Origin of the sequence: Pseudomonas sp. MF6396 (assembly GCF_002018915.1) — a bacterium.
In the GTDB taxonomy this organism is placed as follows: Bacteria; Pseudomonadota; Gammaproteobacteria; order Pseudomonadales; family Pseudomonadaceae; genus Aquipseudomonas; species Aquipseudomonas palmensis.
Genome location: NZ_MVOK01000023.1, coordinates 74,314 through 96,219, shown reverse-complemented (window position 1 = coordinate 96,219; position 21,906 = coordinate 74,314). Strand labels below are relative to the sequence as shown.

Below are 21,906 nucleotides of genomic sequence, written 5' to 3'. Positions count from 1 at the left end.
CCCACGCCTCCCCAGCTGATCCGCGAAACCTTCCCCGTCGGGCCTTTGCAGTGCAACTGCAAAGCCTGGCGTCATGCCGGGGCCTTAAAGTACAGCCTGTAAGCGTTAAATCCCTTTATTTCCCTGGGCTGCGTCGGCGCTCTCGATAATCGTCGATCACGCTGAATCATCATTATTCACAGCTTCAGTGTGACAAAAGTGTGCCATGGTGGTTGAGCGGATGACTGCCAATGATTAGTCTGAATACGAACGCGCCGGCGAGGTACGAGAAATGCCCTGGCCTGAGGCCCCCCACTATCTGTTAATGGTGTGGCAGCCGATGAAGGTTAGCAGGGTCCCTCGGCCCGGCACCGTGGCAGTAGTAAGCGGACGAGACTGTCACGGAAGAAAGGATGCCCTCTCTCGGGGGTAATCGCCTGATTGACACCAAGCTACCGGCATTGATGGGGCCGGAAAATAATCGGCGCGGTGCGGAGGAAAGCGTGGGCGACTGTGGGTACAACCCCGCGTCTGGATGATCGCATCCTGGAACTGAAGCAGCAGTTCCACTTGCTCAATCACCAGCGCTGCCGTGGACCCATCCAAACCTGACCTTCTGGTCGGGCGAGGATGAATCATGTCGCTCGAAAAGCTTCTCACCGTTACTGATCTCGCTGAGATCCTAGGCCGGTCTACCGGCACCATCAAAAACCAGCATTCAAAGAATCCCTCGCGCTTGCCTCCTGTTTGCCGCATTCCTGGTGCAGGCAGACTATTGTGGCGTCGTGCGGATGTTGAGAGTTGGCTGCAGCTGCATGTTGTTCAACTCGACTTAATTGACTCTGCTGGGCCTGTCGCAAAACGAAAGCCTGGTCGACCTCGGAAGTCCGAGCGAATGACTCAGCGAGGAGGCACTTATGCATAAGTGCCATAAGGTCACAAAGTCCAATAGCCTGATCGCAGCAAGCTATAGATTAACTCTCAATGAACATGGGGTTTGGGGAGCAATGGAACAGAAAGTGCACTTAAGCCCTACCAGCGCCGTTCAGAGCCTTCTTCCCAGGCATCGGCTTCGATAAAGCAGTTGCGCATGTCGGCTTCCTGGCTGATCTCGGTCAGCAAGTCATGCACGGTCTTGTCCAGCTCATCGTCGCTCCGATACGGAATGGCCAGTTCGTAGTTGCCCGACTCCAGCCGTTTCATACTGTAGGGCTCCAAGCAGTAGCGCTCGATATTTTCCTTGGCCCGTTTCCGGCCGCGAACGAACTTGCTGTTGTTCACCACCGCCAGGCGCAGCGTGACGGTGGCCACCTGCTCGGCGGCGGGCTCTGCCGGCGACGCGACATTGCGTTGCTGACCTCGCGGCTGGGCGCTCTTCTGGTGTGCGCCGATCTCAACACCACGATGGCGCAGGTAGCTGTACAGCGTGCTCTTGGAGATGTGTAACTTCTCGCCGATGGCGCTGACGCTCAGGCGGCCCTCGCGGTACAGCGTCTCGGCCGCCATGGAGGTGGCCTCGGCCTTGGCTGGGAGGCCCTTGGGACGGCCACCGATCCGGCCCCGCGCCCGCGCGGCCGACAAACCCGCCTGAGTCCGCTCGCGGATCAGCTCGCGCTCGAACTCGGCCAGCGAGGCAAACAGGTTGAACACCAAGCGACCTTGGGCGTGGGTGGTGTCGATTGGGTCATTCAGGCTCTGCAAGCCGACCTTGCGCTCTGCCAGCTCGCCGACCAGCTCGACCAGGTGTTTGAGGGAGCGCCCGAGGCGATCCAGCTTCCAGATCACCACGGTGTCGCCCGCTCGAACATGGGCTAGCAACTTGTCCAACTCCGGCCGGGCGCTTTTCGCGCCGCTGGCGATGTCTTGATAGATGCGTTCGCACCCGGCCTGTTTCAGGGCATCGACCTGGAGGTCGGCGTTCTGATCCCGAGTGCTCACCCGCGCATAACCGATCTTCATCAAAAGTACCGTTTACTCGACTACGTTAGTAATAGTTGAACTTTGATTAAGCGTACCAGTTATTTGAACCGTAGCGCAGGTAGGTTAACCAGCCGATTCCTGTCCACTTAAAGTTCGGCAAAACGAAGGTTTTTTTGAACCATTGCATAGCCCTTTGTGATTGGCGTATAAACACACAAACACCTACTAGCGGGGAACGCCATGAATACGATTCGCTGGAATGTCGCCGTCTCGGCCGACACCGACCAGTCGCTTCGGATGTTTCTGGCCAGCCAGGGCGGTGGCCGGAAAGGCGACCTGTCGCGCTTCATTGAAGAGGCGGTGCGGGCCCACATCCTGGAACTGACGGCCGAACAGGCCAAGGCCGCTAATGCCCATCTGAGCGAGGCAGAGCTGACCGAAGCGGTTGACGAAGCGCTCGACTGGGCACGTAAGCGCTGATGCGGGTCGTGTTGGATACCAACATCCTGTTCAGCGCACTGATCTCGCCGCATGGCGCGCCCGATGCGATCTACCGTGCCTGGCGGGCGGCGCGTTTCGAGGTAGTGACCTCGCGGATGCAGCTCGATGAAATCCGCCGAGCCAGCCGCTACCCCAAGCTCCAGGCCATCCTTCAGCCCGCCAAAGTGGGAGCCATGATCAATAACCTGCAACGGGCTGTGGTACTGGAGCGTCTGACCATCGAGGTCGAAGCCGATGATCCGGATGACTCGTTTCTGCTGGCCATGGCCCTGGCAGGCGATGCGGACTACCTGGTGACCGGTGATCGCCGCGCCGGCCTGCTGCAACGCGGGCACATCGAACGCACGCGGATTGTCACGCCCGCCGTGTTCTGCGCCGAGGTGCTGTGATCGATGCCGGTCGGTTTTCTGACCCAGGAGCAACGCGACGGTTTTGGCCGCTATGTCGATGCCCCCAGTCGTGAGGAGCTGGAACGCTACTTCCACCTGAGCGACGACGACCACAAAATCCTCCTACCGCTGCGCGGCGAGCACAACCGCCTTGGCTACGCCACCCAACTGACCAGCATCCGCTACCTGGGCACTTTTCCCGACGACTTTTCAGCCGTCCCCCAAGAGGTGCTGCAAGCGCTCAGTCGCCAGTTAGGCATTACCGATCCAACTTGTATCCTGGCCTATGCCGAAACCCGCCAACGTCAACGTCATGCCGCCGAGATTCAGGAGCGTTACGGCTATCGGGTGTTTGCTGATTCCAGCGTCGGCTTTCGACTTGCCCGCTGGCTGTATGCGCTCTGTTGGACAGGGACAGATCGTCCTGGCGAGTTGTTCAATCGGGCGACGACCTGGTTGCTGACGCACAAGGTTTTACTGCCCGGCGTCACCGTTCTGGAACGGTTCATCGCCCAACTGCGCAGCCGGGTCGAAGAACGCCTCTGGCTAACCCTTGGCCGCAGTGTGAGCGAGGCGCAACGGCAGCAGCTACAGGACTTGCTGCTGGTCGCCGAAGGCAACCGCAGTTCCCGGCTGGATCAACTGCGCTCCGGCCCGGTGATGGTCAGTGGCCCCGCACTGATTCGGGCGCTGCGCCGGCTTGATGACGTGCGCGGCATCGGCATCGCCTTGCCAGCGGCGGCGCACATCCCGCCCAGCCGTATCGCGGCCCTGGCTCGCTTCGCCAACACCGCCAAGGTCACGGCGATCAACCGGCTGCCGGCGTCGCGGCGGATGGCGACACTGGTGGCGTTCGCCCTGTGCCTGGAGGCCACCGCGCACGACGACGCCCTGGAGGTCCTGGAAGCGCTGTTACGCGACCTGTTCAGCAACGCGGAGAAGGCCGACAAGAAAGCCCGCATGCGCAGCCTGAAAGACCTGGATCGCTCGGCGGCGACGCTCGCCGCCGCGTGCAAGGTCGTGCTGGACAGCTCAATCAGCGATGACAACGTGCGCGCCCGGCTGTTCAACGACCTGCCGAGGGCCTCGCTGGAGAAAGCCCTGGAAGATGTCAATGCGCTGATCCGCCCGGTTGACGATGTGTATTTTCTCGCCCTGGAGGCGCGCTACCGCAGTGTGCGCCGTTTCCTGCCCGACCTGCTCAAGCACATCCGCTTCGGCTTCAGCCCGGCCGGCAAAGGCGTGGTCGCCGGCCTGGATTGGTTGCAGCTGAACCTGCCCCGCCGGAAACCGGAGGATGACGCGCCGCAGGAGATCGTGGCCAAGGCTTGGCAGAAGCACATTACCCGCGAGGATGGCTCCCTCGACATGGGCGCCTATGTGTTCTGCACGCTCGATGCGCTGCGCACGGCCCTGCGCCGGCGCGACGTGTTCGTCTCGCCCAGTTGGCGCTATGCCGACCCGCGTCTCGGCCTGCTCGACGGTGCCGAATGGCTGGCGGCGCGGCCGATCATCTGCCGCTCGCTGGGCCTGACCATTGACGCCGGCACCACCTTGGATGCGCTGAGCGCCGAGTTGGATGCGACCTGGCAGGCGGTCGCGGCCCGCCTACCCGACAACCCCGCGATCCAGCTGAGCGAGAACGCCGAGGGCAAGACCGAGCTCTCGCTCGGCACACTGGACAAGCTGGAGGAGCCGAACTCGCTGCTGCAACTGCGAGCAGCCGTGGCTGATCTGATGCCGCGTGTCGATCTGCCGGAAATCCTCTTGGAAATCGCCGCTCGCACCGGCTTCGCCGAGGCCTTCACCCATGTGTCCGAGCGCAATGCGCGGGCCGACAACCTGGTCACCAGCCTCTGCGCGGTGCTGCTGGGTGGGGCCTGCAACACCGGCCTGGAGCCGCTGATCCGCACCGACAATCAGGCGCTACGCCGCGACCGGCTGTCCTGGGTCAGCCAGAACTATATCCGTGACGACACGCTGTCAGTGGCAAACGCCATTCTGGTGGGGGCGCAGAGCCAACTGGAGCTGGCCCAGGTCTGGGGCGGCGGCGAGGTCGCCTCCGCCGATGGCATGCGCTTCGTGGTACCGGTGCGCACCGTGCATGCTGGCCCCAACCCGAAGTATTTCGGCACCGGCCGGGGCGTCACCTGGTACAACTTGATTTCCGATCAGTTCTCCGGCCTCAACGCCATCACCGTGCCCGGCACCCTGCGCGACAGCCTGGTGCTGCTGGCCGTGGTGCTGGAACAGCAGACCGAGTTGCAGCCGACGCAGATCATGACCGACACCGGGGCCTACAGCGATGTGGTGTTTGGGCTGTTCCGCCTGCTCGGCTACCACTTCAGCCCGCGCCTGGCCGACGTCGGCGGTACCCGTTTCTGGCGCACGCGCCCGGAGGCGGATTACGGCAAACTCAACGGCCTGGCCCGGCAGTCGGTCAAGCTCGATCTGATCGCCGAGCACTGGGACGACCTGCTACGCCTGGCCGGCTCGCTCAAGCTCGGCCGAGTGCCGGCCACCGGCATCATGCGCACCCTGCAAACAGGGGATCGTCCCACCCGCCTGGCCCAGGCGCTGGCTGAGTTCGGTCGCATCGAGAAGACCTTGCACACCCTGACCTACATCGACGACGAGTCCAAGCGCCGCGCCACCCTGACCCAGCTGAACCGGGGCGAAGGCCGCCACAGCCTGGCCCGCGCCGTGTTCCACGGCAAACGCGGCGAGCTGCGCCAGCGCTACCGCGAAGGCCAGGAGGACCAGCTCGGCGCCCTCGGCCTGGTGGTGAACATCATCGTGCTGTGGAACACCCTCTACATGACGGCGGCCGTAGAACGGCTCAGGCAGCACGGCTACCCGGTGCTGGAGGAGGATGTCGCGCGGCTCTCGCCACTGATCCACGAGCACATCAACATGCTGGGCCGTTACTCCTTCGCGGTGCCGGAAGAGGTTACCCGCGGCGAACTGCGGCCGCTGCGCAATCCGGACGACGACCAGTAGGTGTAACGGCCTGGGTTCGAAATCGGCCGGGCACCGCACTCGATGCCACTTCCAGCTCAGACGGATTGCGACTGACGGAGTCCTCGGGCTCACGCTTTCTGCGACCAGCAAGAGCCACTTTTCCGGTGCAGCGCGAATTAGCCGTCCTGACGGGTACTGACCTTTTGTGTGCAGGGGTGATCAGGCTCGGATGCCGCCCTCTTATCTGCTCGCGACATGAAACGCTGATAGCACTCCAGGCCACAGAAGTGCACGACATACTCGGAACCTTCCGGCGTCAGTGCGGCGTCAAGGGGAATGTCCTTGCAGCATTCGCAGCAGCTGATGGTGGAGGTGTTGTTTGTGTTCATGATGGGGGTTCCTCCATCGTCCAAGAAAACCTAGCAACGCTTTCCCCCCGTGACTGAGCGCCGATCGACCTGCAGCCTCCCTGCCCAACTCGGCAGTGGTGGTCGCGCCGTGCTCCGAGCGGGTCACGGTCGCTTCCGAAAGGCCTGCAATGCCGCTCGCAGGAAGAGGATGAAGAAAACCGCCAGCACGAGCGTCGCGAGGCTCCACTGCTCGCTGACGAACGCGCCGGCCGCTGTCCCCGAAAGCAGCAATGCCAGCACCGGCAGATGGCAAGGGCAGGTGAGCGCGGCGAGCACGCCCCAGGTGTAAGCACGCCAGCGGAAGACCTTGCTTGACTCAACGTGATCGGCGTTACGCATAGGCAGAACCTTCGCCGGCGCAATGAGTCAGCCCGGCCAGCTGGGTTGCCACTGCGGCTAAGGCCGCCTGCCGTGCCGTGACTAGCCGGAGCAGGCACTCGACGCAGCCGATCAAGTCGGCGCCATCGTCCGCATCGAGCGCCCGGCAGAGCCGTGCCAATTCGTCGAGCCCGATACCAGACTCGAAGGCGGCGCGCACGAAGCGCAGACGCGCCAGGGACCGCTCATCGAAAATGCCGTAACCGCTCTCCGTGCGCCGCGCGGGGTGCAGCAAGCCACGCAGCACATAGTCGCGCACCACATGCACGCTGACGCCCGCGTCCTCGGCCAGTCTGGATATGGTGTAGGCATTCATCACCGACACTCCCGGTCTTCCCCGCAAACTAGGGCGCTCAGATATTTCCTTCCGGCTAGGCGTTCAGGTAGCCAGATGAGCAATGGCGTAACCCCTAGTGCCAGGAGCAACCACAGCCGGGAGTGATACTCGCCGTTTGGGGCAAACCCATAAGCCAGCAGCGCACCCAGCGCGAGCATCAGGAAATACGGCCCGGTGATGTAGCAGTGAAGGCGGCGACAGCGCGCGGCGTTGACCAGGCAGGCGCCGCCCATCACGAGTAGCGCGGCGCTCGCTGCCAGGAACAACGCAGGGCGTCGATCCGCCAGAACAAGCGCTATGGTCGCCACGACGGCAGGCAGCCCCCATAAGCTGATTACCTGCCAGGTCTTGCGCAGGCTGTCGCGACTGCCGAGATCGCTTGCCGTGTCGTTCATGCTTCAACCTCGCGCGCTCATTACCCGGCGCAGCAGGACAGCTGCTTGACGTCCTTGGCGAAGGTTTGCGCCGCGAGCTTCAGCCCCTCGACCATCGTCAGGTAGGGGAACAACTGGTCGGCCAGTTCCTGCACCGTCATCCGCGCCCGGATGGCGATGGCGGCGGTCTGGATCAGTTCGCCCGCCTCCGGGGCCACCGCCTGCACGCCGATGAGCCGTCCGCTACCTTCCTCGATGACCAGCTTGATGAAACCCCGCGTGTCGAAGTTGGCCAGTGCGCGTGGCACGTTATCCAGGGTCAAGGTGCGGCTGTCGGTCTCGATGCCGGCGTGGTGCGCCTCCGCTTCGCTGTAGCCCACGGTGGCCACCTGCGGATCGGTGAACACCACGGCCGGCATGGCGTCGAGATTGAGCTTCGCCTCGCCGCCGGTCATGTTGAGCGCCGCACGGGTGCCTGCGGCCGCCGCCACGTAGACGAACTGCGGCTGGTCGGTACAGTCGCCGGCCGCATAGATATCCGGGGCACTGGTGCGCATGCCCGAGTCGATCTGGATGGCACCGCGTTCGTCCAGCTTCACGCCGGCGCCTTGCAGATTCATGCCTTGGGTGTTGGGCGTGCGGCCGGTGGCGACGAGTAGTCGGTCGGCATGCAGCTCGCCATGATTGGTGCTCAGGATGAACTCGCCGTCGACGTGGGACACCTGGCTGGCTTGCGTGTGTTCCAGCACTTCGATGCCCTCCATACGGAAGGCTGCCGTCAGCGCTTCACCGATGGCCGGATCTTCGCGGAAGAACAACGTGCTGCGTGCCAGGACCGTGACCTTGCTGCCCAGCCGGGCAAAGGCCTGCGCCAGTTCCACCGCCACCACCGAGGAGCCGATCACGGCGAGCCGCTTAGGAATGGTGTCGCTCGCCAGCGCCTCGTCCGAGGTCCAGTACGGGGTGTCCTTGAGTCCGGGAATCGGTAGAACGGCCGGGCTCGCGCCGGTGGCGATCAGGCAGCGGTCGAAGGCGACGATGCGCTCGCCGCCCTCGGCCAGTTCCACGCTGAGCGTGCGGCCGTCCTGGAAACGGGCGGTGCCGCGTACCAGGGTGATCGCCGGCGTGCTCTCCAGAATGCCTTCGTACTTGGCGTGGCGCAGTTCGTCGACACGACCCTGTTGCTGGGCGAGCAACCGCTCGCGCAGGACGGTCAGGCTCGTGGTGGACAGTCCGGCGTCGAACGGGCTCTCGCGCCGCAGATGGGCCACATGCGCGGCGCGAATCATGATCTTGGAGGGCACGCAGCCAACGTTGACGCAGGTGCCGCCGATGATGCCGCGCTCGATCAGGGTGACGCGCGCACCGCCTTCCACCGCCTTGAGCGCGGCCGCCATGGCGGCGCCACCGCTGCCGATGACCGCCACGTGGAGCCTGTCGCCATCTTTCCCGGCGCCAATGCTGCCGCTCAACCAGCCCCGCGCCTTGTCGAGCAGGCCTGAGCGGGTAGGTGCCGTGGCGTCTTCGAACGCCGCTCGATACCCCAGGGCCTCGACGGCGGCCTGCATCTGTTCACGGCTTACGCCCTCGTCGACCTTCAGTTCGGCCTTCCCGCTGGCGTAGGAAACATCCGCCCGATGCACGCCGGGGATCTTCTCCAAGGCCTCTTTCACATGCTCGACACAGGAGGCGCAGGTCATGCCGACGATTTGTAGTTTGGTCATAGTGTTATTCCTTCATTTTGGCGGAGTCGGACAGGACGTCGGGGAGCAACGGCGGTGGGCGGGCGACACGAGATCCCAGATGGACACCCCAAACATGAGGGCCAGGCCGATATAGAGCAGCCAGCCGCTCCGCCAGCCGTGAGCCAGCATCAAATACACCGCTATCAGCACCAGGGCCGGGCCGATCAGGCCAGGCGCAGCGCGTCGCCACTGCCGGTGACTGAACCCGCCGAGGGCATTGACGAGCAGGGCCAGCCCGGCAAATAACGGCAGCAGCGTGGTGATGAACAGGCCTTCCCACTGGCTCAGAAAGCCCAGACCGATCGCGGCCCCCAGACCGGCAAGGGCGGGGAAACACGAGGCACAGCCTATGGCAGAAATCAGCACGCCAACGGACCCGGCTTTGTCACCGATCCGCGTGAACAAATTGAAAGGGTTTGCCATCGGAATGCCCGCCTACTGCTTGACGCTGGACGGGTAGCCGGCGTCCTCGGTCGCCTTAGTCAGCGCCTGGACATTGGTCTTGGCATCATCGAAGGTGACGATGGCCTCGCGGTTCTCATAGCTCACCTCGGCCTTGGTCACGCCCTCGACCTTGGTCAGCGCCTTCTTCACCGTGATCGGGCAAGCGGCGCAGGTCATGCCCGGCACCGCCAGAGTGACGGTCTGCGTGGCCGCCCAGGCAGGTGCGGCGACTAGGGTGGCGAGGGCGAAGGATGCAAGCAGTTTTTTCATGGCGGACTCCTGATCAGTAGAACAAGGGAAGGATGTAGGGGAAGCCGAGCGCGACCAGCACCAAGGCCGTTACCAGCCCGAACAGCAGCTTGTAGGTGGTGCGTACCTGGGGCACGGCGCAGACCTCACCCGGTTTGCAGACTTGAGCCGGGCGGAAAATGCGTCGCCAGGCGAAGAACAGCGCGACTAACGCCGCACCGATGAAGAGCGGGCGGTAAGGTTCCAGCACGGTCAGGTTGCCGATCCAGGCCCCGCTGAATCCCAGTGCGATCAGAACCAGCGGCCCAAGACAGCAAGTCGAGGCGAGAATCGCCGCAAGCCCCCCGGCGACAAGAGGGGCGCGCCCGTTTGATGGTTCAGACATGCATTTCTCCTTTCGAGCATGTGAGCGATGGTTTAAGGTTACTTCCGTAGTCAAGTACGGAGTCAAGCAGTATGGAAAACACTGTGGAAAGCCTGACCATCGGCGCCTTCGCCAAGGCGGCCGGGGTCAACGTGGAAACCATCCGGTTCTATCAACGCAAGGGGCTGTTGCCCGAACCGGACAAGCCCTACGGCAGCATTCGCCGCTACGGCGAGGCGGACGTGGCCCGGGTGAAATTCGTCAAATCCGCGCAACGACTGGGCTTCAGCCTCGATGAGGTGGCCGGGCTGTTGCGATTGGATGACGGCGCTCACTGCGACGAAGCGCGCGTGCTCGCCGAGCAGAAGCTCGAGGATGTGCGGGGGAAACTCGCGGATCTGCGGCGGATCGAGTCGGTGTTGGCGCGGCTGGTTCACGATTGTTGTGCGAGCCACGGGACGGTTTCCTGTCCGCTGATCGTTTCGCTGCAGGGGGAAAAGGAACTGCGCTGACTCCGCGCGTTAACCGAGGATTTCCCGATGCGTGAGGCACCTCCGGGGTCGGCTTGCGCTTGGCAAAACAGCGGCGCTCATTGAGCGCCGCTGAATGGCCAAAGGAGCACTTGCATAGGCCACAGGTTAGTACTGCATCAGCAGCTCATGTTCTACTTTGCAGGCGGACAGCCGGGCTGCGCCTCGACCCGGCCAGCCGCCGTGGCCCCCAGTTGCTCAATCTTCTTGGCGGTTTCCGCCACCAAGGCCGCCTCAGCCTTGTCGCGCATAGCGGCGATTCGCTCGATTGAACGGTCGCTCCCGCTCTCGGCCCATACGGTGGATGACAGCAGAGTCGCACCAACTATCAGCAGTAGTCTTAGGTATTTCATAACAGCCTCCTCTCGGGTTTTCTACCCACGAGCCGACTCTATCTCCGTAGTTAAGTACGGAATCAAGGAGAGATGGAGATGAAGGTCCTGGATTATGGCGCTGAGAGGAAATGGCAGGGCTTAAGTGCACTTTCTGTTCCGTTGCTCCCCAAACCCCAACGTGGGGCAGCCGGCAGTGAGCAAGCAGATCCGCGCTCTGGAGCAGCATCTCGGCGGGCCATTATTCGCCCGCAGTACCCGCCACCTGTCCCTGACCGACCAGGGACAACGGTTCTACGGCCACTGCCAGGAAATTCTCGCCAACCTCGAGACCGCCACGCGCAGCTTCGCCAGCGGCCAGGAGCAGATCGCTGGCCCGCTGCGCGTAGCCGCACCTGTCAGTTACGGGAGGCTGTGTATCGCGCCGCTGCTAGGGATTTTTCTGCAGCGCTATCCCGATGTGCGGATTGACCTGCGGCTGAGCGATCACAATGAAGACCTGCTCAAGGAGAATATCGACCTGGCCATCCGTATCGGCGTGGTGAAGAGCGAGGGGGTGGTGGCGATGCCTCTTGGCACCAGCACACGGCGGGTCTATGCCGCGCCCGCCTATCTGGATCGTCACGGTATGCCACGCGAGCCCGGCGCACTGACAGGTCACAACTGCATCGCGTTCACCCTGCTGGAGCATTACGACATCTGGCACTTCAAGCGCGATGCTAAAGAGCTCGATATATCCATCAAAGGCAATATCACCAGCAACAGCAGCGAGGCCATCCGTGAAATGGTCCTCTCCGGCCTGGGCATTTCCCTGTCTCCTGAATGGCTTTTCGCCGCCGATGTCGAACAGGGCCGGGTTTCCACCGTGCTCGACGATTATCAGACTACTGCGCTGCCTGTGAGCGCAGTGCTCAGTCCAGAGCGGCGACGCTCGGCGCGGACGATGGCTTTCGTCGATTTTCTCCGAGAGCACCTATGAGCGCGCCGACCGCGTTGGAGATGCTTGATTGAGGTCCATCCAGCAGAGGTAAAACTCAATCCGGCAAGTTGAATCACCGTAGTTGTTAGATTTCCCAAAGGACCGCTTTTTGGCCGATAGCAGCCGATAGTGAACGCTGCATTCGGCCAAAAAGCGGACTGATATGCTCTATTTTTGCTTGCCTCACTATTAGGCTTTGAACTCTCAGGGGAAAATGGGCTTTCTCAGTTCCCGATCCCGTCATACTGGGCAGCAGCTTCCGTAATGGTGATAGCAGCGGAGGCTGCCACCTTGACCGTGAAGGCGATTGTCGTGGTGGCGGGCGGTATTGTGCGCTATGAGTCAGCGATACTTTTCGCATCATTTTTAGCGTAGTCAAAGACAACCTGGTTGCGACCACGGCGTTTGGCTTCAAACAAAGCATCATCTGCCAGTTTGAGTAGTGCCTGGAAACCTGAGCTATTGTGTTTGTAGCTGCAAGTGGCACCAATACTGATGGTTAAGTTGACCTGATTACCCTCAATAACACGGGCTCGAAGTTCAACTTTTTGACGCAAGCGTTCAGCAATTGCTCGTGCTTCTGCTTCAGTGGTGTCGGTCATCACAATAGCGAATTCTTCCCCACCCATACGACCAATAAAATCGGTTTTGCGCAACTCTATTTCCAGTGCACGGGCGACCTGTTTTAGTGCTGCGTCACCAACGGCATGACCAAAGGTGTCATTGATGGATTTAAAATTATCCAAATCGAGCATCATAATTATCACCGACGAGCTGCCAGTGGCCTTTGCCATATAGGCGGAGGATTCACGTAAAAAATGGCGACGGTTGGGTAGCTGTGTCAGTTCATCTCTGTTTGCTTGCAACATAAGATTTTGTTCACGATGAACAAATAACAGCAACGGCAACAGCATACTGGCAATGGTTGTCAGCAGTAGGTGGCTGATGAGTGTTAGCTTTAAGTAGAGTTCTATGTGGCGCGTTAGCGGAAGCTGCCATTGATCTATATAGAGTGTAATTTCTGCAAACATGGCTAGCGCATGCAGCAGCAAAACGCCCTGCAATAGCCTGGATATAATGCGCTGCATTGTATTTAAATTAAGCAGCGCAATACACCAAAAGCATGCCAGTGCTATCGCTGCTGCCGTTAGGATCGGCGCGCTGTATGACAACTTATAAGTAAAAAACAAGAGCGTGGCGTAAACCGCAAAAATACTACCAAGCATTTTTGTCGGCAAGGCTGTTTCGGTACCACGAAAAAAACGCAGCAAACCGGTTGCAATCAGAATGGGTGGTAGGGCTAGTAAACTGTGGGCAAGCCAGACACTGATAATAGGGGTAACTTGATACAGGCGAGACACCGCAAGCAGGCTGGCAAAAATAAAAATAATGCATGACGCAGCCCAATGGTTAAACGCGGGCTGGGCTATATTTAACCTAGCTAACAACAACATATAACCTGCGACAATTCCGTTTATGGTCAGTGTAAGTGGCGTAAGTATGGCTAAGTCTATATCAGGCATAATTTTCTGCTAAACAAAAATAATTAAGTATGTGCCCGTAAAGCCAAAATTGGCCGGCACTTCTAGTTGTTAGCCAAAATTAATAATTATGTTTCAATTGGTATGCGTGTATCGGGCATCAGTAAATCGACTAATCACTTTTGCCGAAAAAACTTTCAAGTGTTTTGCCATTGGCCAGTCTATCAATCAGAATTTGGATACGGGCGCTGAGCCAGCGCTTATGCGGACAGTGTAGCCTGCGGGATAATGTAGCTGCTATTGATGTCAGCACCGCGTCAAGTGAGCAGAGCGCCTTGGGGGCATGACGCAATCAGCAACCTGGATAGTCAGCGTGCTCAGCTTGGTGTGGTGCAAAATCGTTTGGAAAACATCATCGCGAACCTGCAAAAAAAATCGGCGAGAACGGCTCGGCGGCACGCAGCCGGTTAGCGACTACTGCTCTGGCTAGCCATCCTTGTCCTCCCACACGTGGAGGACTTGCCATGAACATCATCGCTTCCTGGGGTGCCCGCAGAATTCGGAAAAAATCGTACGCTAAGGTTTTCCGGGCAATCGTAGCGGCCTGAACTTCCCGACCTCCAGCCTGCGGCTCTGCCGCCAGACGTAATCGCCAGTCAGGTTGATGTGCTCCCAGCCCAGCGGCAACAGGTATTGCAGCAGCTCGCCGCCCACCGACTTGCCTCGACCAGCCCCAAGTGATGCGCTCCAGATACATCGTGTTCCATAGCACGATGGCCGTCACCAAGTTTGGGCTTCTGGCTCTGTAGCGCTGCGGCTCGAAGTTCCGATCCTGATTTTGCCTAAAACTGGACACTAGCTATTGTCTTTGAACAACGTCGATACGGTACGGGCAACATGGTCTGCACCGTCACTGATTTCACGCATAATAGTTGTTACAGTTGCGATCTGATCGTTGTTTTCTTCGGCGCTTCTAGCGATGCTGTTCATATCTATATTCAGTTGCTGAGTAAGCTTTCCGTTAGCAGTTACCACATTCTGGATTTCCACGGTGGCACTGCTAGTTCGAGCTGCCAACTGACGAACCTCGTCGGCTACTACAGCAAAGCCTCGGCCCATTTCACCCGCTCGGGCAGCTTCAATTGCGGCGTTAAGTGCTAGTAAGTTAGTTTGTTCTGCCACGCCTTGGATGGTGGTAACAATTTTCTCGATATCTTTAGCCTGAGCATTTAGCTGTGTAATCAAAATAACCGCACCGTTTATTAAATTAAGTGTGCTCTGAGATAATTCAATTGAACTAGCAAGGGACTCCATGCCCCGCACGGAAATTTGAGATGTCTCCTCGGCGGTGGTGAAGGAAAGCTCTGCGGCTTGACGGATTTCATCAGCCTTATGCTTCTGCGAGCTGACGTCGGTGGCAAATTTTAACACTTTCACAACCTGGCCGGCTTCATCAACGACGGGGTTGTAGGTGGCCTCAAGATAGATGGTCTCTCCCGATGCGGTCTTGCGCTCAAATTGCCCGCTGAAAAAAGTTCCTCCCTTTAAACTCTGCCAAAAATTTGTATTTTCTTGATAAAAATTATCGAAACAGAACATTCGGTGGTGTCGACCCTTGATATCGCTGAGGCGATAACCCATAGCACGGAGGAAATTCTCATTTGCATGCAGAATGTCACCGTTAGGTGTGAACTCGATCTCCGCCATCGAGCGGGAGATGGCTGCATGGACGGCTCTTAGTGAGAGTAACTCGTTTTCTCTCTGAGTGACATCTGAGCCAATCTTAATGATTTCAATAACTTTTCCATCTTGATTTTGAACTGGAATATAAGTAGCCTCAATCAATACTAAGTTACCGTCTTTGCGCAGCCGCCTAAATAAACCTGATTGAGGATGGCCGTCAGCCAATTTCTGCCAGAAGCGCGAATAATCAGCTGTGCTAGCATAATTCTTTTCGCAGAAAATTCTGTGGTGCTGCCCTGCTATTTCTTCGAGTTTGTAACCAAGCATCTCTAGAAAGATATTGCTCGCATAGATTACGCTCCCGTCTGGCCTGAATCTGATTTCCGCGACATTTCGATTTATTGAATCAAGCTGCCACTGTAGTTCTGAGAGCTTATTTTCTGTGTCCAGCAGTTGTTTGTTTTTATTGAAAAACATAATCATTACCTTTGTGCAAATAAAATAATACTTGGGGCCTAATTTATACTGTATCGGTTAGCGCAACCGCTTCTTGAGAGCATAGCTCTTTATAGTTGGTAAATTAGCGATTTGCAGCCATGTGTCATATTGAGCTATACCTCAAATTGACACTGCGTATTCCAGAGAACGTGATGACGGAAGGTTGAACCTTCCGTCATAGCGCATCTGGTTTGGCCTCCCGTCAGCCAACCACGGGAAACACTGACTCGATCATTGGAGAATGGTCAGCTTGGCCTTGAGATCAATGGCTCTCGCGAAGTTGTGGTAATTCGGCGATGTTCGCTGCACCTGCGCGTGCAATGCTTTCAGCGCCGCCGAATCCGCCGACGACTCCATTTCGACCTCATACTCGACCTGGTCGTACCCTGGATTGATCCCAGGATCGATTCCAAGAAAACCTCTCAGATCGAGGCTTCCCTTCGTGCGGATAGTCAGCGATTGCAACTCGATGTTCATTGCCGCCGCATTTGCCGCGTAGGTTGCAGTCATGCATGCGTTCAACGCAGCCAGGATCAATTCTTGTGGATTAGCGGCCGTGTCGGTACCGAGCAATTCTGCCGGTTCGTCCGCGTCGATGACAAAGCCGCGCGCCAAGGCCGTGTCACCTAGTACGAGCGGCATGGTTCGCGCACGCGTCCGGGTGCCACCCTCCCAGGTTGTCACGACGCCGAACGTCGCGATGCCTGCGGCGGGCTTTGCTGCGACCTGATCTGCAAACTCACGCAATGCGCCGACGTTGATCCCGTTGCCGGGAGTTCCTTTAATGTTTGTGTTCATTTCTCGTTCCCCCATTATGTGTTACGCCCGGCCATCACGCCGCCGTCAACGTCCCAGATTGCGCCCGTCACCCATGCTGCCTTGTCCGACAACAGGAAGAGGATGACCTCGGCGACGTCTTGTGGCGTCCCAACCCTGCCGATTGGGTGGAAGCTGTTGAATCCCTGTAAGGCGCCATGAACCTCGGCCTTGGGTATGAATCCCTCGTAAATCGGCGTTTCGACAACCGCCGGAGAAACGGCATTGACCCTGATTTGTTTGGATGCCAGCTCCATCGCAAGGTGCTGGGTCAGCGAATGCAAACCTGCTTTTGCCATCGAATACGCGGACGACGGCGTAGCCGCAATCGCCTGCTTGCCCCACATCGAGCCGATGTTCACAATGGCGCCGGGACGCTCGCTGGCCACGAGATTGGCCACGACTTTTTGTGTGATGAAGAAGAACGCTTTATTCAACGTCAAATATTGTTCGTAATCACTTTCCGTGTGCTCAAGAAACGCCTTCGGGAAGAACACCCCAGCCGCGTTGACCAGAAGATTGATGTCCTTGTGGTGTTCATCGATGGTATGCAGGAGTCGCTTCACATCTTCGGCTCGCGAGAGATCGGCAGTCAGGGCGGTCACGGTGCCCAACGACGACAGCGCCTTGCGGGCCTCTTCGGCCTTGTCTTCACGGTGACCGACGATGACGACGCTTCCGCCTTGCTCAAGAACCATGCGGGCAGTTTGCAGTCCCATCCCGCTAGTGCCGCCGATGACCAACAACTTCTTGCCATTAAATTCAGTACTCATAATAATCTCCTTAACTACCAACTAAATGGTAGGGTTGTGTTGCAAAAAAAGTGCCGACCTCAGGTCAACACGGTGGAAAGAAAAGTGTTTCCAACTTCGGCCGGTCCGCGTGACGACCGCATGCCACGGCCCACCATCATCGAGCCTTCCAACGCGCACAAGAATGCCTCTGCGAGAGCCTCTGGGGTGGAATTCGAGGTGATCAGCGCGGCACGCTGACCATCGGCAACGACAAGAGTCAACCAGTCGAGATTGACTTTAAAGAATCGCTCGACCTCGCTCACAACGGCGTCCGGCAGCGAGTCCGACTCGGCACCCAACATGCCGCAGACACAAAGGCGCCGGTCCTTGGCGAAGGTGCGTTCGAAAAGTGCCGCATACGCAGTTAGCCTGTCAGGCGCTTTCGCATGCTGCCCTTCGATGCTCAGCAACTCCTCACGAAACCGGTGCGTGTAGCGCTGTGCGACCACGGCCACGAGTTCACCCTTCTTGGGAAAGTGGTGGTGGATACTTGGTTTTTTGATGCCTACCAACTGGGCCACGTCGTCGTATGAGAAGCCGTTGTAGCCGTGCTGCTGTACCAACCCTTCAGCGGCATCGACCACCCGCTCGGCGGTCGGCGAGATTTCGGAGAAATGCTTCATGCAAGCGCCTCATTTGATTCGGCGACTGGCAGGTGGCCTGTCTTGACCAGGATGGTGCAGCCTGTATTGCTGAAGGGACGGTGAGCACTCAAATGCGGACTGCGCATCCATGTGCCGGTAGGGTAGCTTCCGAACTCATCCTCAAAGACGCCTTCCAACACATAGATTTCTTCACCGCCGTAGTGACGATGCGAATTGAATCGTGTCCCCGGGGCCCAGCGCACCAAAGCCGTATGTTGTGTGTCGAACTCAGAAAGTGGCATCACCGACAGACCCGGCACGAGGCCTGGAAACCAGGGGCCGTTACGGGTGTCGACCACGGTGCGTTGGCTGTCGGCTAGATCAAGATGGCGCAGCTTGACGAACAACGTGCAACCCGTCGCGGAGCTCGGTGCATGCGAAGAACCTGGTGGATTCTTGATGTAAGTCCCAGGCCCGAAGGTCCCGGATTCGTCGCTGAATTCGCCGTCCAGGACCAGAATCTCCTCGCCCAAGTCGTGCTTATGATTTTCAAAAGCGGAGCCCGGCGCGTATCGCACGATCGAGGTGGCACGCGCCACTTCGTCGCCATCACGCTCCAGTAACTGGCGTTGAATCCCGGTCGCTGGCGAATCGACCCACTGTAAGCTTGAAGGCTCGACGACAACACGCTGCGAAAGATCTGAATTGAGTTTCATGGCTTTATTTCATCTACCGACTACTTGGTAGGTAAGTTATAAGATCCCGATTTGTTTGTCAAATAGCTTTCGCCATTTTCTTTCATCCATTGAAAAAACAATGAATTGGTTACAAGAACTCGCGAAGCTTAGCGTACGATTTTTTCCGAATTCTCTATCGTCCCCTTGAAGCCGCCGGTCCCTCTGGCCCGCGGTGCCGGCGGCTAGGCCACCCCCATTCTGTCAGTGAAAAACCAGGCGAGTACAAATGTTCTCCACTACACTTCACTGACATGCAATTAACAGTCAGAGCAGGCCGACCTAGCTCCCGTCTATCCTGTACCTCCGGAGTCGCCCATGAGCGCTACTGAAGACCTCTTCAAACCTGACAGTCCTTCTTGGAATGAACGGCCCAAGGAGACATTCGACCACTGGATCAGCCAGCAAGCGGGCAGGGGAACCTCAGCCCGCATTCGAATATCGTCCGCGGAGGTCTATCGCTCGCAGTGGGGCCGGTTTGTCGACTGGATTGAGCAAAAGAGCATTAAATTAGACGAAGTGGATGCAAGCAATATTTCAGACTTCCTAGATAGCCTAACCCCTGAGATCGAGAAGAACGAAAAGCGAGTGAACAATAGGCCGCAGCGCGACCGGTACCGCAAACTCATACAACGGGTGTTGGCCGACCTGTTCAAGGAAAAGGAAGAGCCAGGCTTCCTCAACCCGGCGGCGCAGGCGTTGAGGGCTGAAGGGGTCAAATGGAAGGATGTCGACGGCAACCTGCCTACGAGCTTTCTGCGGCCCCAGGAAGCCGAGCTGCTGGCCAATCACCTGGTGGCGCCGCTGACGGCGCAGAACGAGCGGGGGCGCTGGCGCGAGGCTCGGGATCGGGCGATGGTGGGTCTGTGCGTGGGGGCTGGACTCAAGGTGCAGGACATCGTCGGCCTGACTGTTAATTGCATCACTCCGCAAGCTGCCCCGTGGATCACCCTTTCCTATGCGGATTCGAAGTTCGAGCACCGCACCAAGCCGTTCGACTATGCCGCCCGGGCCCTGGCCACCTGGTTGCACATCCGCCTGCAGGCCGGCACCGAAGGTGACCTGGTGTTCCCCAGCGACATCACGCCGGTGATCAAGAACGGTCGGAAAATCACCGCGATCAACCCGTCCACGGTGAACCGCATCACCGAGGCCGTGATCGTCGAGTCTGGGGTGAAAGCCATTCGCGATCCCGAGCATCGAGCGAGCCCACAGACCCTGCGCAATACCTTTGCTGCGGAGCTGTTCGAGAGAGGGGAGACGCCGGCCCTGGTGGCGGAGTGGATGGGCTTTGCACAGCCCGTGTCGGCCGAGCGGCTGTATGAGTCCTGGAAGCTGTGGCGGCAGACCACCAAAGTCACGGAACAAGGGGAGTGAGCTGTGGCTGGGCAGAGGCGTGATCGCCTCCGCCCAGGTGACAGCAGACGCTTACGCAGACTGAGGGGCCTGTTCAACTTCGCACATGCTGATGGACACATGGCCAACGGCTGATGCATTCAAGGCGATGCGGACTTCGCGGCAAACATCCTCAAAGTAGGCGTCTCGCACTTCACGGAAGGCCGAGAACAATGTGAAGAGGCCAATCATTGGAGCTAGCAGGTATCGCGCAACCTCAATGATTTTGGTCAGCCCCGCAGTGATCTCAGCAGGGCTCGCAGACTGCAATGCAACGAGGGCGCTGGTGAATGCTTCAGGTTCCAACATTGCCGCAAGCAGCACCAAGGCGAAAACAGCCGCTGGGAGGGCTGCAACGGCTCCCCGCAGGGTTCGAGTCAAAGCGCTCATCACAACGATCAGGCCATGGACATACGTCCGAGGATCTCGACGCACACGGCTTCGGATCTCCTGGTATTTCTCCATCGAGAGAGAACCCACCCCTACACCGTTGACCTCCACCCTGACTCGCTTCTCGCTCATGCTCATATCCTGTGCTCCTAAAGGGGACAATTGGTCGGCCGCATGGCCAACCTGCGCAGAATAGCATTTAGATACAGTCGGTGTATGTTTCCGTGTTATAGCGCCAAGACCTGGGCCCGCGGGAGAGACGCGCATGGTCCACAAACGCCAGAAACCACAAGGCCCACTACGAAGTAGCGGGCCTTGTGGTCGCAAGTTCAACCTTTCGGTTGATTTTCCCAGCCTTTCAGGAGATTGGGTCGGTTGAGGCTTGATCGCCTACATGGGGCCTATTAAACACTGGTTTCGCTGGCAATGCAACATGGAACTATAAAAATCTGCGAAGGAGCAGTCAGAGCGCCAAAAATCCCGTAAATACGCCGTTTTCGTTGGGTATCGAGGCCAGAAGGATTGCCTGGAAACCCTCCATCCGACCCGCGAGATACTCACAGTATCGGAATGGACAAACTGAAGACGTGCATTCAGAATCACGAGGCGTATAGATACGAGTTATCGACCGCACGAGCGCGACTTCTGCCTCAACCCAACAGGGACAACGATGGCCACCATACTCTCTCACGACCAGCAGCAACGCCGGGAACACCCCGAGCTCATCATGCAGCCTATCAGCCGAGCCAAGCCTCCAACCATCAGCAAAGAGTCGACGCTCTGCGAAGTATTCATCAAAGAGTTCAACCAGATCAAAGGATGGACGTGTTATCCAGAGGCTGCAGGGTTCGATGTACTGGTGGTCAACGACGACGGCCGCCAGATCGGTGTCCAGGCAAAGCTCTCGCTGAATGCCAAGGTCGCTGAACAGATCCTTCCCAATCAAGGCGACGACTTTTGGGAGAGTCCGGGCCCAGATCACCGCCTGGTCATCGTCAGCAAAATCACCGATGCCAGTGCTGGCATTGCCAAGATGCTCCGTCGGCTTGGAGTCAAAGTACTCTGCCCATATGAGTCATGGACAGCACAAGGCTACGTGCACACGTTCGGACTTGATCATCGACTCTTTTACGCAGAGGGCAGCGCTGGCTCTGATGAACGTATGTTCGATTGGTCGCCCTCAGTGCGCTGCCGTGTACCAGCCATCGTGACCTCCTTGCCGGCTGGAGTGCCAGCACCGGTGCGACTCACACCGTGGAAAGAATCGGCACTGAAAGTGGTGGTCCTGATGCGCAAGCAGGGATTCATCACGGCCAAGCAAATCGCATCATTCGGAATAGGCGTCACCGCATGGACCCAGCCGGCCGGCAACAAGAGACCCTGGCTCGCTAAAAGCCAAATCCGCGGTCAGTGGGTAGAAACCGAACACATGCCTGGCTTCGACAAGCAGCACCCTGATATGTACGCCAAAGCGCTTGCCGAGTACGAAGCCGAGGCAGCGAGCTTACAGCTGGCAACCGAATCATCAAACGCCTGAAAATTGACTAGTCACTTACGGCGGCCACGGCCTCCTATATCGCGATAGCCTTGCCTGCGGGCGATACCGAGGACAATGAGGGGTAGGGGATAATAGCTGCGC

The 21,906-nt window shown here is 58.6% G+C and carries 25 protein-coding genes and 3 pseudogenes; 9 read left to right on the top strand and 19 right to left on the bottom strand.

The genetic code is table 11. The features are described 5' to 3' along the window. The first annotated feature begins 616 nt into the window (after positions 1 to 616). Positions 617 to 904: a helix-turn-helix transcriptional regulator gene (locus MF6396_RS29580; protein WP_073656513.1), complete on the top strand. Its 288-nt coding sequence runs from the start codon at positions 617 to 619 to the stop codon at positions 902 to 904. Positions 905 to 1,011: 107 nt separating this feature from the next. On the opposite strand, the gene MF6396_RS21220 is transcribed toward MF6396_RS29580, so the two are convergent. After that, positions 1,012 to 1,938, bottom strand: coding sequence for a recombinase family protein (locus tag MF6396_RS21220; protein ID WP_004574516.1), 927 nt, complete (start codon positions 1,936 to 1,938; stop codon positions 1,012 to 1,014). Between the two features lie 201 nt (positions 1,939 to 2,139). Here MF6396_RS21220 and MF6396_RS21215 point away from each other — a divergent pair, with 201 nt between their 5' ends. The 3 genes from MF6396_RS21215 to MF6396_RS21205 are packed head-to-tail and all read left to right on the top strand — an operon-like array spanning position 2,140 to position 5,789. Beyond that, positions 2,140 to 2,379 carry a ribbon-helix-helix domain-containing protein gene (locus MF6396_RS21215; protein ID WP_004574517.1) on the top strand — a complete coding sequence of 80 codons (240 nt, stop codon included), beginning with the start codon at positions 2,140 to 2,142 and terminating at the stop codon, positions 2,377 to 2,379. Further along, positions 2,379 to 2,789, top strand: coding sequence for a putative toxin-antitoxin system toxin component, PIN family (locus MF6396_RS21210; protein WP_004574518.1), 411 nt, complete (start codon positions 2,379 to 2,381; stop codon positions 2,787 to 2,789). The genes MF6396_RS21215 and MF6396_RS21210 overlap by 1 nt, the downstream gene beginning before the upstream one ends. Positions 2,790 to 2,792: 3 nt before the next feature. Then, on the top strand, positions 2,793 to 5,789 hold the full coding sequence (locus tag MF6396_RS21205; RefSeq protein WP_004574519.1) for a Tn3 family transposase: 2,997 nt from the start codon (positions 2,793 to 2,795) through the stop codon (positions 5,787 to 5,789). A gap of 137 nt (positions 5,790 to 5,926) precedes the next feature. Here the strand turns inward: MF6396_RS21205 and MF6396_RS21200 are convergent, their stop codons facing one another. From MF6396_RS21200 to merT, 8 genes are all read right to left on the bottom strand, one after another. Further along, entirely contained in the window at positions 5,927 to 6,139 is a 213-nt protein-coding gene (locus MF6396_RS21200) for a DUF3330 domain-containing protein (protein ID WP_004574520.1), read from the bottom strand. A 123-nt stretch (positions 6,140 to 6,262) separates the two neighbouring features. Then, positions 6,263 to 6,499: a broad-spectrum mercury transporter MerE gene (merE, locus tag MF6396_RS21195; RefSeq protein WP_004574521.1), complete on the bottom strand. Its 237-nt coding sequence runs from the start codon at positions 6,497 to 6,499 to the stop codon at positions 6,263 to 6,265. Continuing rightward, the gene (gene merD, locus MF6396_RS21190; RefSeq protein ID WP_004574522.1) at positions 6,492 to 6,854 is read right to left on the bottom strand and encodes a mercuric resistance transcriptional repressor MerD; all 363 of its coding nucleotides are present in this window, start codon (positions 6,852 to 6,854) and stop codon (positions 6,492 to 6,494) included. The genes merE and merD overlap by 8 nt, the downstream gene beginning before the upstream one ends. Next, the gene (locus MF6396_RS21185) at positions 6,854 to 7,270 is read right to left on the bottom strand and encodes a hypothetical protein (protein WP_004574523.1); all 417 of its coding nucleotides are present in this window, start codon (positions 7,268 to 7,270) and stop codon (positions 6,854 to 6,856) included. Before MF6396_RS21185 ends, merD begins: the two co-directional genes overlap by 1 nt. A gap of 20 nt (positions 7,271 to 7,290) precedes the next feature. Continuing rightward, on the bottom strand, positions 7,291 to 8,973 hold the full coding sequence (gene merA / locus MF6396_RS21180) for a mercury(II) reductase (RefSeq protein WP_004574524.1): 1,683 nt from the start codon (positions 8,971 to 8,973) through the stop codon (positions 7,291 to 7,293). A gap of 12 nt (positions 8,974 to 8,985) precedes the next feature. Further along, positions 8,986 to 9,417: an organomercurial transporter MerC gene (gene merC, locus MF6396_RS21175; RefSeq protein ID WP_004574525.1), complete on the bottom strand. Its 432-nt coding sequence runs from the start codon at positions 9,415 to 9,417 to the stop codon at positions 8,986 to 8,988. Positions 9,418 to 9,429: 12 nt separating this feature from the next. Further along, on the bottom strand, positions 9,430 to 9,708 hold the full coding sequence (merP, locus tag MF6396_RS21170; protein WP_004574526.1) for a mercury resistance system periplasmic binding protein MerP: 279 nt from the start codon (positions 9,706 to 9,708) through the stop codon (positions 9,430 to 9,432). A 13-nt stretch (positions 9,709 to 9,721) separates the two neighbouring features. After that, a complete protein-coding gene (gene merT, locus MF6396_RS21165) occupies positions 9,722 to 10,072 on the bottom strand; it encodes a mercuric ion transporter MerT (RefSeq protein ID WP_004574527.1) in 351 nt (116 codons plus the stop codon). 71 nt (positions 10,073 to 10,143) lie between these two features. On the opposite strand from merT, the gene merR reads away from it, so the two are divergent. Then, the gene (gene merR, locus MF6396_RS21160; protein ID WP_004574528.1) at positions 10,144 to 10,563 is read left to right on the top strand and encodes an Hg(II)-responsive transcriptional regulator; all 420 of its coding nucleotides are present in this window, start codon (positions 10,144 to 10,146) and stop codon (positions 10,561 to 10,563) included. Positions 10,564 to 10,715: 152 nt separating this feature from the next. Here the strand turns inward: merR and MF6396_RS28255 are convergent, their stop codons facing one another. Beyond that, positions 10,716 to 10,934 carry a co-regulatory protein PtrA N-terminal domain-containing protein gene (locus tag MF6396_RS28255; RefSeq protein WP_004574529.1) on the bottom strand — a complete coding sequence of 73 codons (219 nt, stop codon included), beginning with the start codon at positions 10,932 to 10,934 and terminating at the stop codon, positions 10,716 to 10,718. 157 nt (positions 10,935 to 11,091) lie between these two features. On the opposite strand from MF6396_RS28255, the pseudogene MF6396_RS21155 reads away from it, so the two are divergent. Further along, a pseudogene (locus MF6396_RS21155) lies at positions 11,092 to 11,892 on the top strand (LysR family transcriptional regulator); the annotation flags it as partial. A gap of 335 nt (positions 11,893 to 12,227) precedes the next feature. Here the strand turns inward: MF6396_RS21155 and MF6396_RS21150 are convergent. Further along, complete coding sequence (locus tag MF6396_RS21150) at positions 12,228 to 13,415, bottom strand: GGDEF domain-containing protein (protein WP_060765293.1); 1,188 nt, start codon at positions 13,413 to 13,415, stop codon at positions 12,228 to 12,230. A 261-nt stretch (positions 13,416 to 13,676) separates the two neighbouring features. On the opposite strand from MF6396_RS21150, the gene MF6396_RS29575 reads away from it, so the two are divergent. Beyond that, entirely contained in the window at positions 13,677 to 13,844 is a 168-nt protein-coding gene (locus tag MF6396_RS29575) for a flagellin (RefSeq protein ID WP_078481484.1), read from the top strand. Between the two features lie 105 nt (positions 13,845 to 13,949). Here the strand turns inward: MF6396_RS29575 and MF6396_RS21140 are convergent. The 7 genes and pseudogenes from MF6396_RS21140 to MF6396_RS21115 all read right to left on the bottom strand — a co-directional run. Then, positions 13,950 to 14,208 (bottom strand): annotated as a pseudogene (locus MF6396_RS21140) (Tn3 family transposase); the annotation flags it as partial. Between the two features lie 20 nt (positions 14,209 to 14,228). Next, entirely contained in the window at positions 14,229 to 14,687 is a 459-nt protein-coding gene (locus tag MF6396_RS29570; protein ID WP_255260238.1) for a methyl-accepting chemotaxis protein, read from the bottom strand. 87 nt (positions 14,688 to 14,774) lie between these two features. Further along, positions 14,775 to 15,533 (bottom strand): annotated as a pseudogene (locus MF6396_RS29565) (PAS domain-containing protein); the annotation flags it as partial. A gap of 252 nt (positions 15,534 to 15,785) precedes the next feature. Next, positions 15,786 to 16,352, bottom strand: coding sequence for an OsmC family protein (locus MF6396_RS21130; protein ID WP_004574805.1), 567 nt, complete (start codon positions 16,350 to 16,352; stop codon positions 15,786 to 15,788). Between the two features lie 14 nt (positions 16,353 to 16,366). Further along, complete coding sequence (locus MF6396_RS21125; protein WP_004574804.1) at positions 16,367 to 17,143, bottom strand: SDR family NAD(P)-dependent oxidoreductase; 777 nt, start codon at positions 17,141 to 17,143, stop codon at positions 16,367 to 16,369. Between the two features lie 59 nt (positions 17,144 to 17,202). Beyond that, positions 17,203 to 17,787 carry a TetR/AcrR family transcriptional regulator gene (locus MF6396_RS21120; protein ID WP_004574803.1) on the bottom strand — a complete coding sequence of 195 codons (585 nt, stop codon included), beginning with the start codon at positions 17,785 to 17,787 and terminating at the stop codon, positions 17,203 to 17,205. Then, positions 17,784 to 18,464 (bottom strand): cupin domain-containing protein, encoded by a 681-nt coding sequence (locus tag MF6396_RS21115; RefSeq protein ID WP_004574802.1) that lies wholly within the window; start codon positions 18,462 to 18,464, stop codon positions 17,784 to 17,786. The genes MF6396_RS21120 and MF6396_RS21115 overlap by 4 nt, the downstream gene beginning before the upstream one ends. 336 nt (positions 18,465 to 18,800) lie before the next feature. Between MF6396_RS21115 and MF6396_RS21110 the strand changes: the two genes are divergently transcribed. Further along, on the top strand, positions 18,801 to 19,859 hold the full coding sequence (locus MF6396_RS21110; protein ID WP_064492202.1) for a tyrosine-type recombinase/integrase: 1,059 nt from the start codon (positions 18,801 to 18,803) through the stop codon (positions 19,857 to 19,859). A 51-nt stretch (positions 19,860 to 19,910) separates the two neighbouring features. Here the strand turns inward: MF6396_RS21110 and MF6396_RS21105 are convergent, their stop codons facing one another. After that, positions 19,911 to 20,399: a hypothetical protein gene (locus tag MF6396_RS21105; RefSeq protein WP_177346340.1), complete on the bottom strand. Its 489-nt coding sequence runs from the start codon at positions 20,397 to 20,399 to the stop codon at positions 19,911 to 19,913. Positions 20,400 to 20,937: 538 nt separating this feature from the next. Between MF6396_RS21105 and MF6396_RS21100 the strand changes: the two genes are divergently transcribed. Further along, positions 20,938 to 21,804 carry a hypothetical protein gene (locus MF6396_RS21100; RefSeq protein WP_004574797.1) on the top strand — a complete coding sequence of 289 codons (867 nt, stop codon included), beginning with the start codon at positions 20,938 to 20,940 and terminating at the stop codon, positions 21,802 to 21,804. Positions 21,805 to 21,906 lie beyond the last annotated feature (102 nt).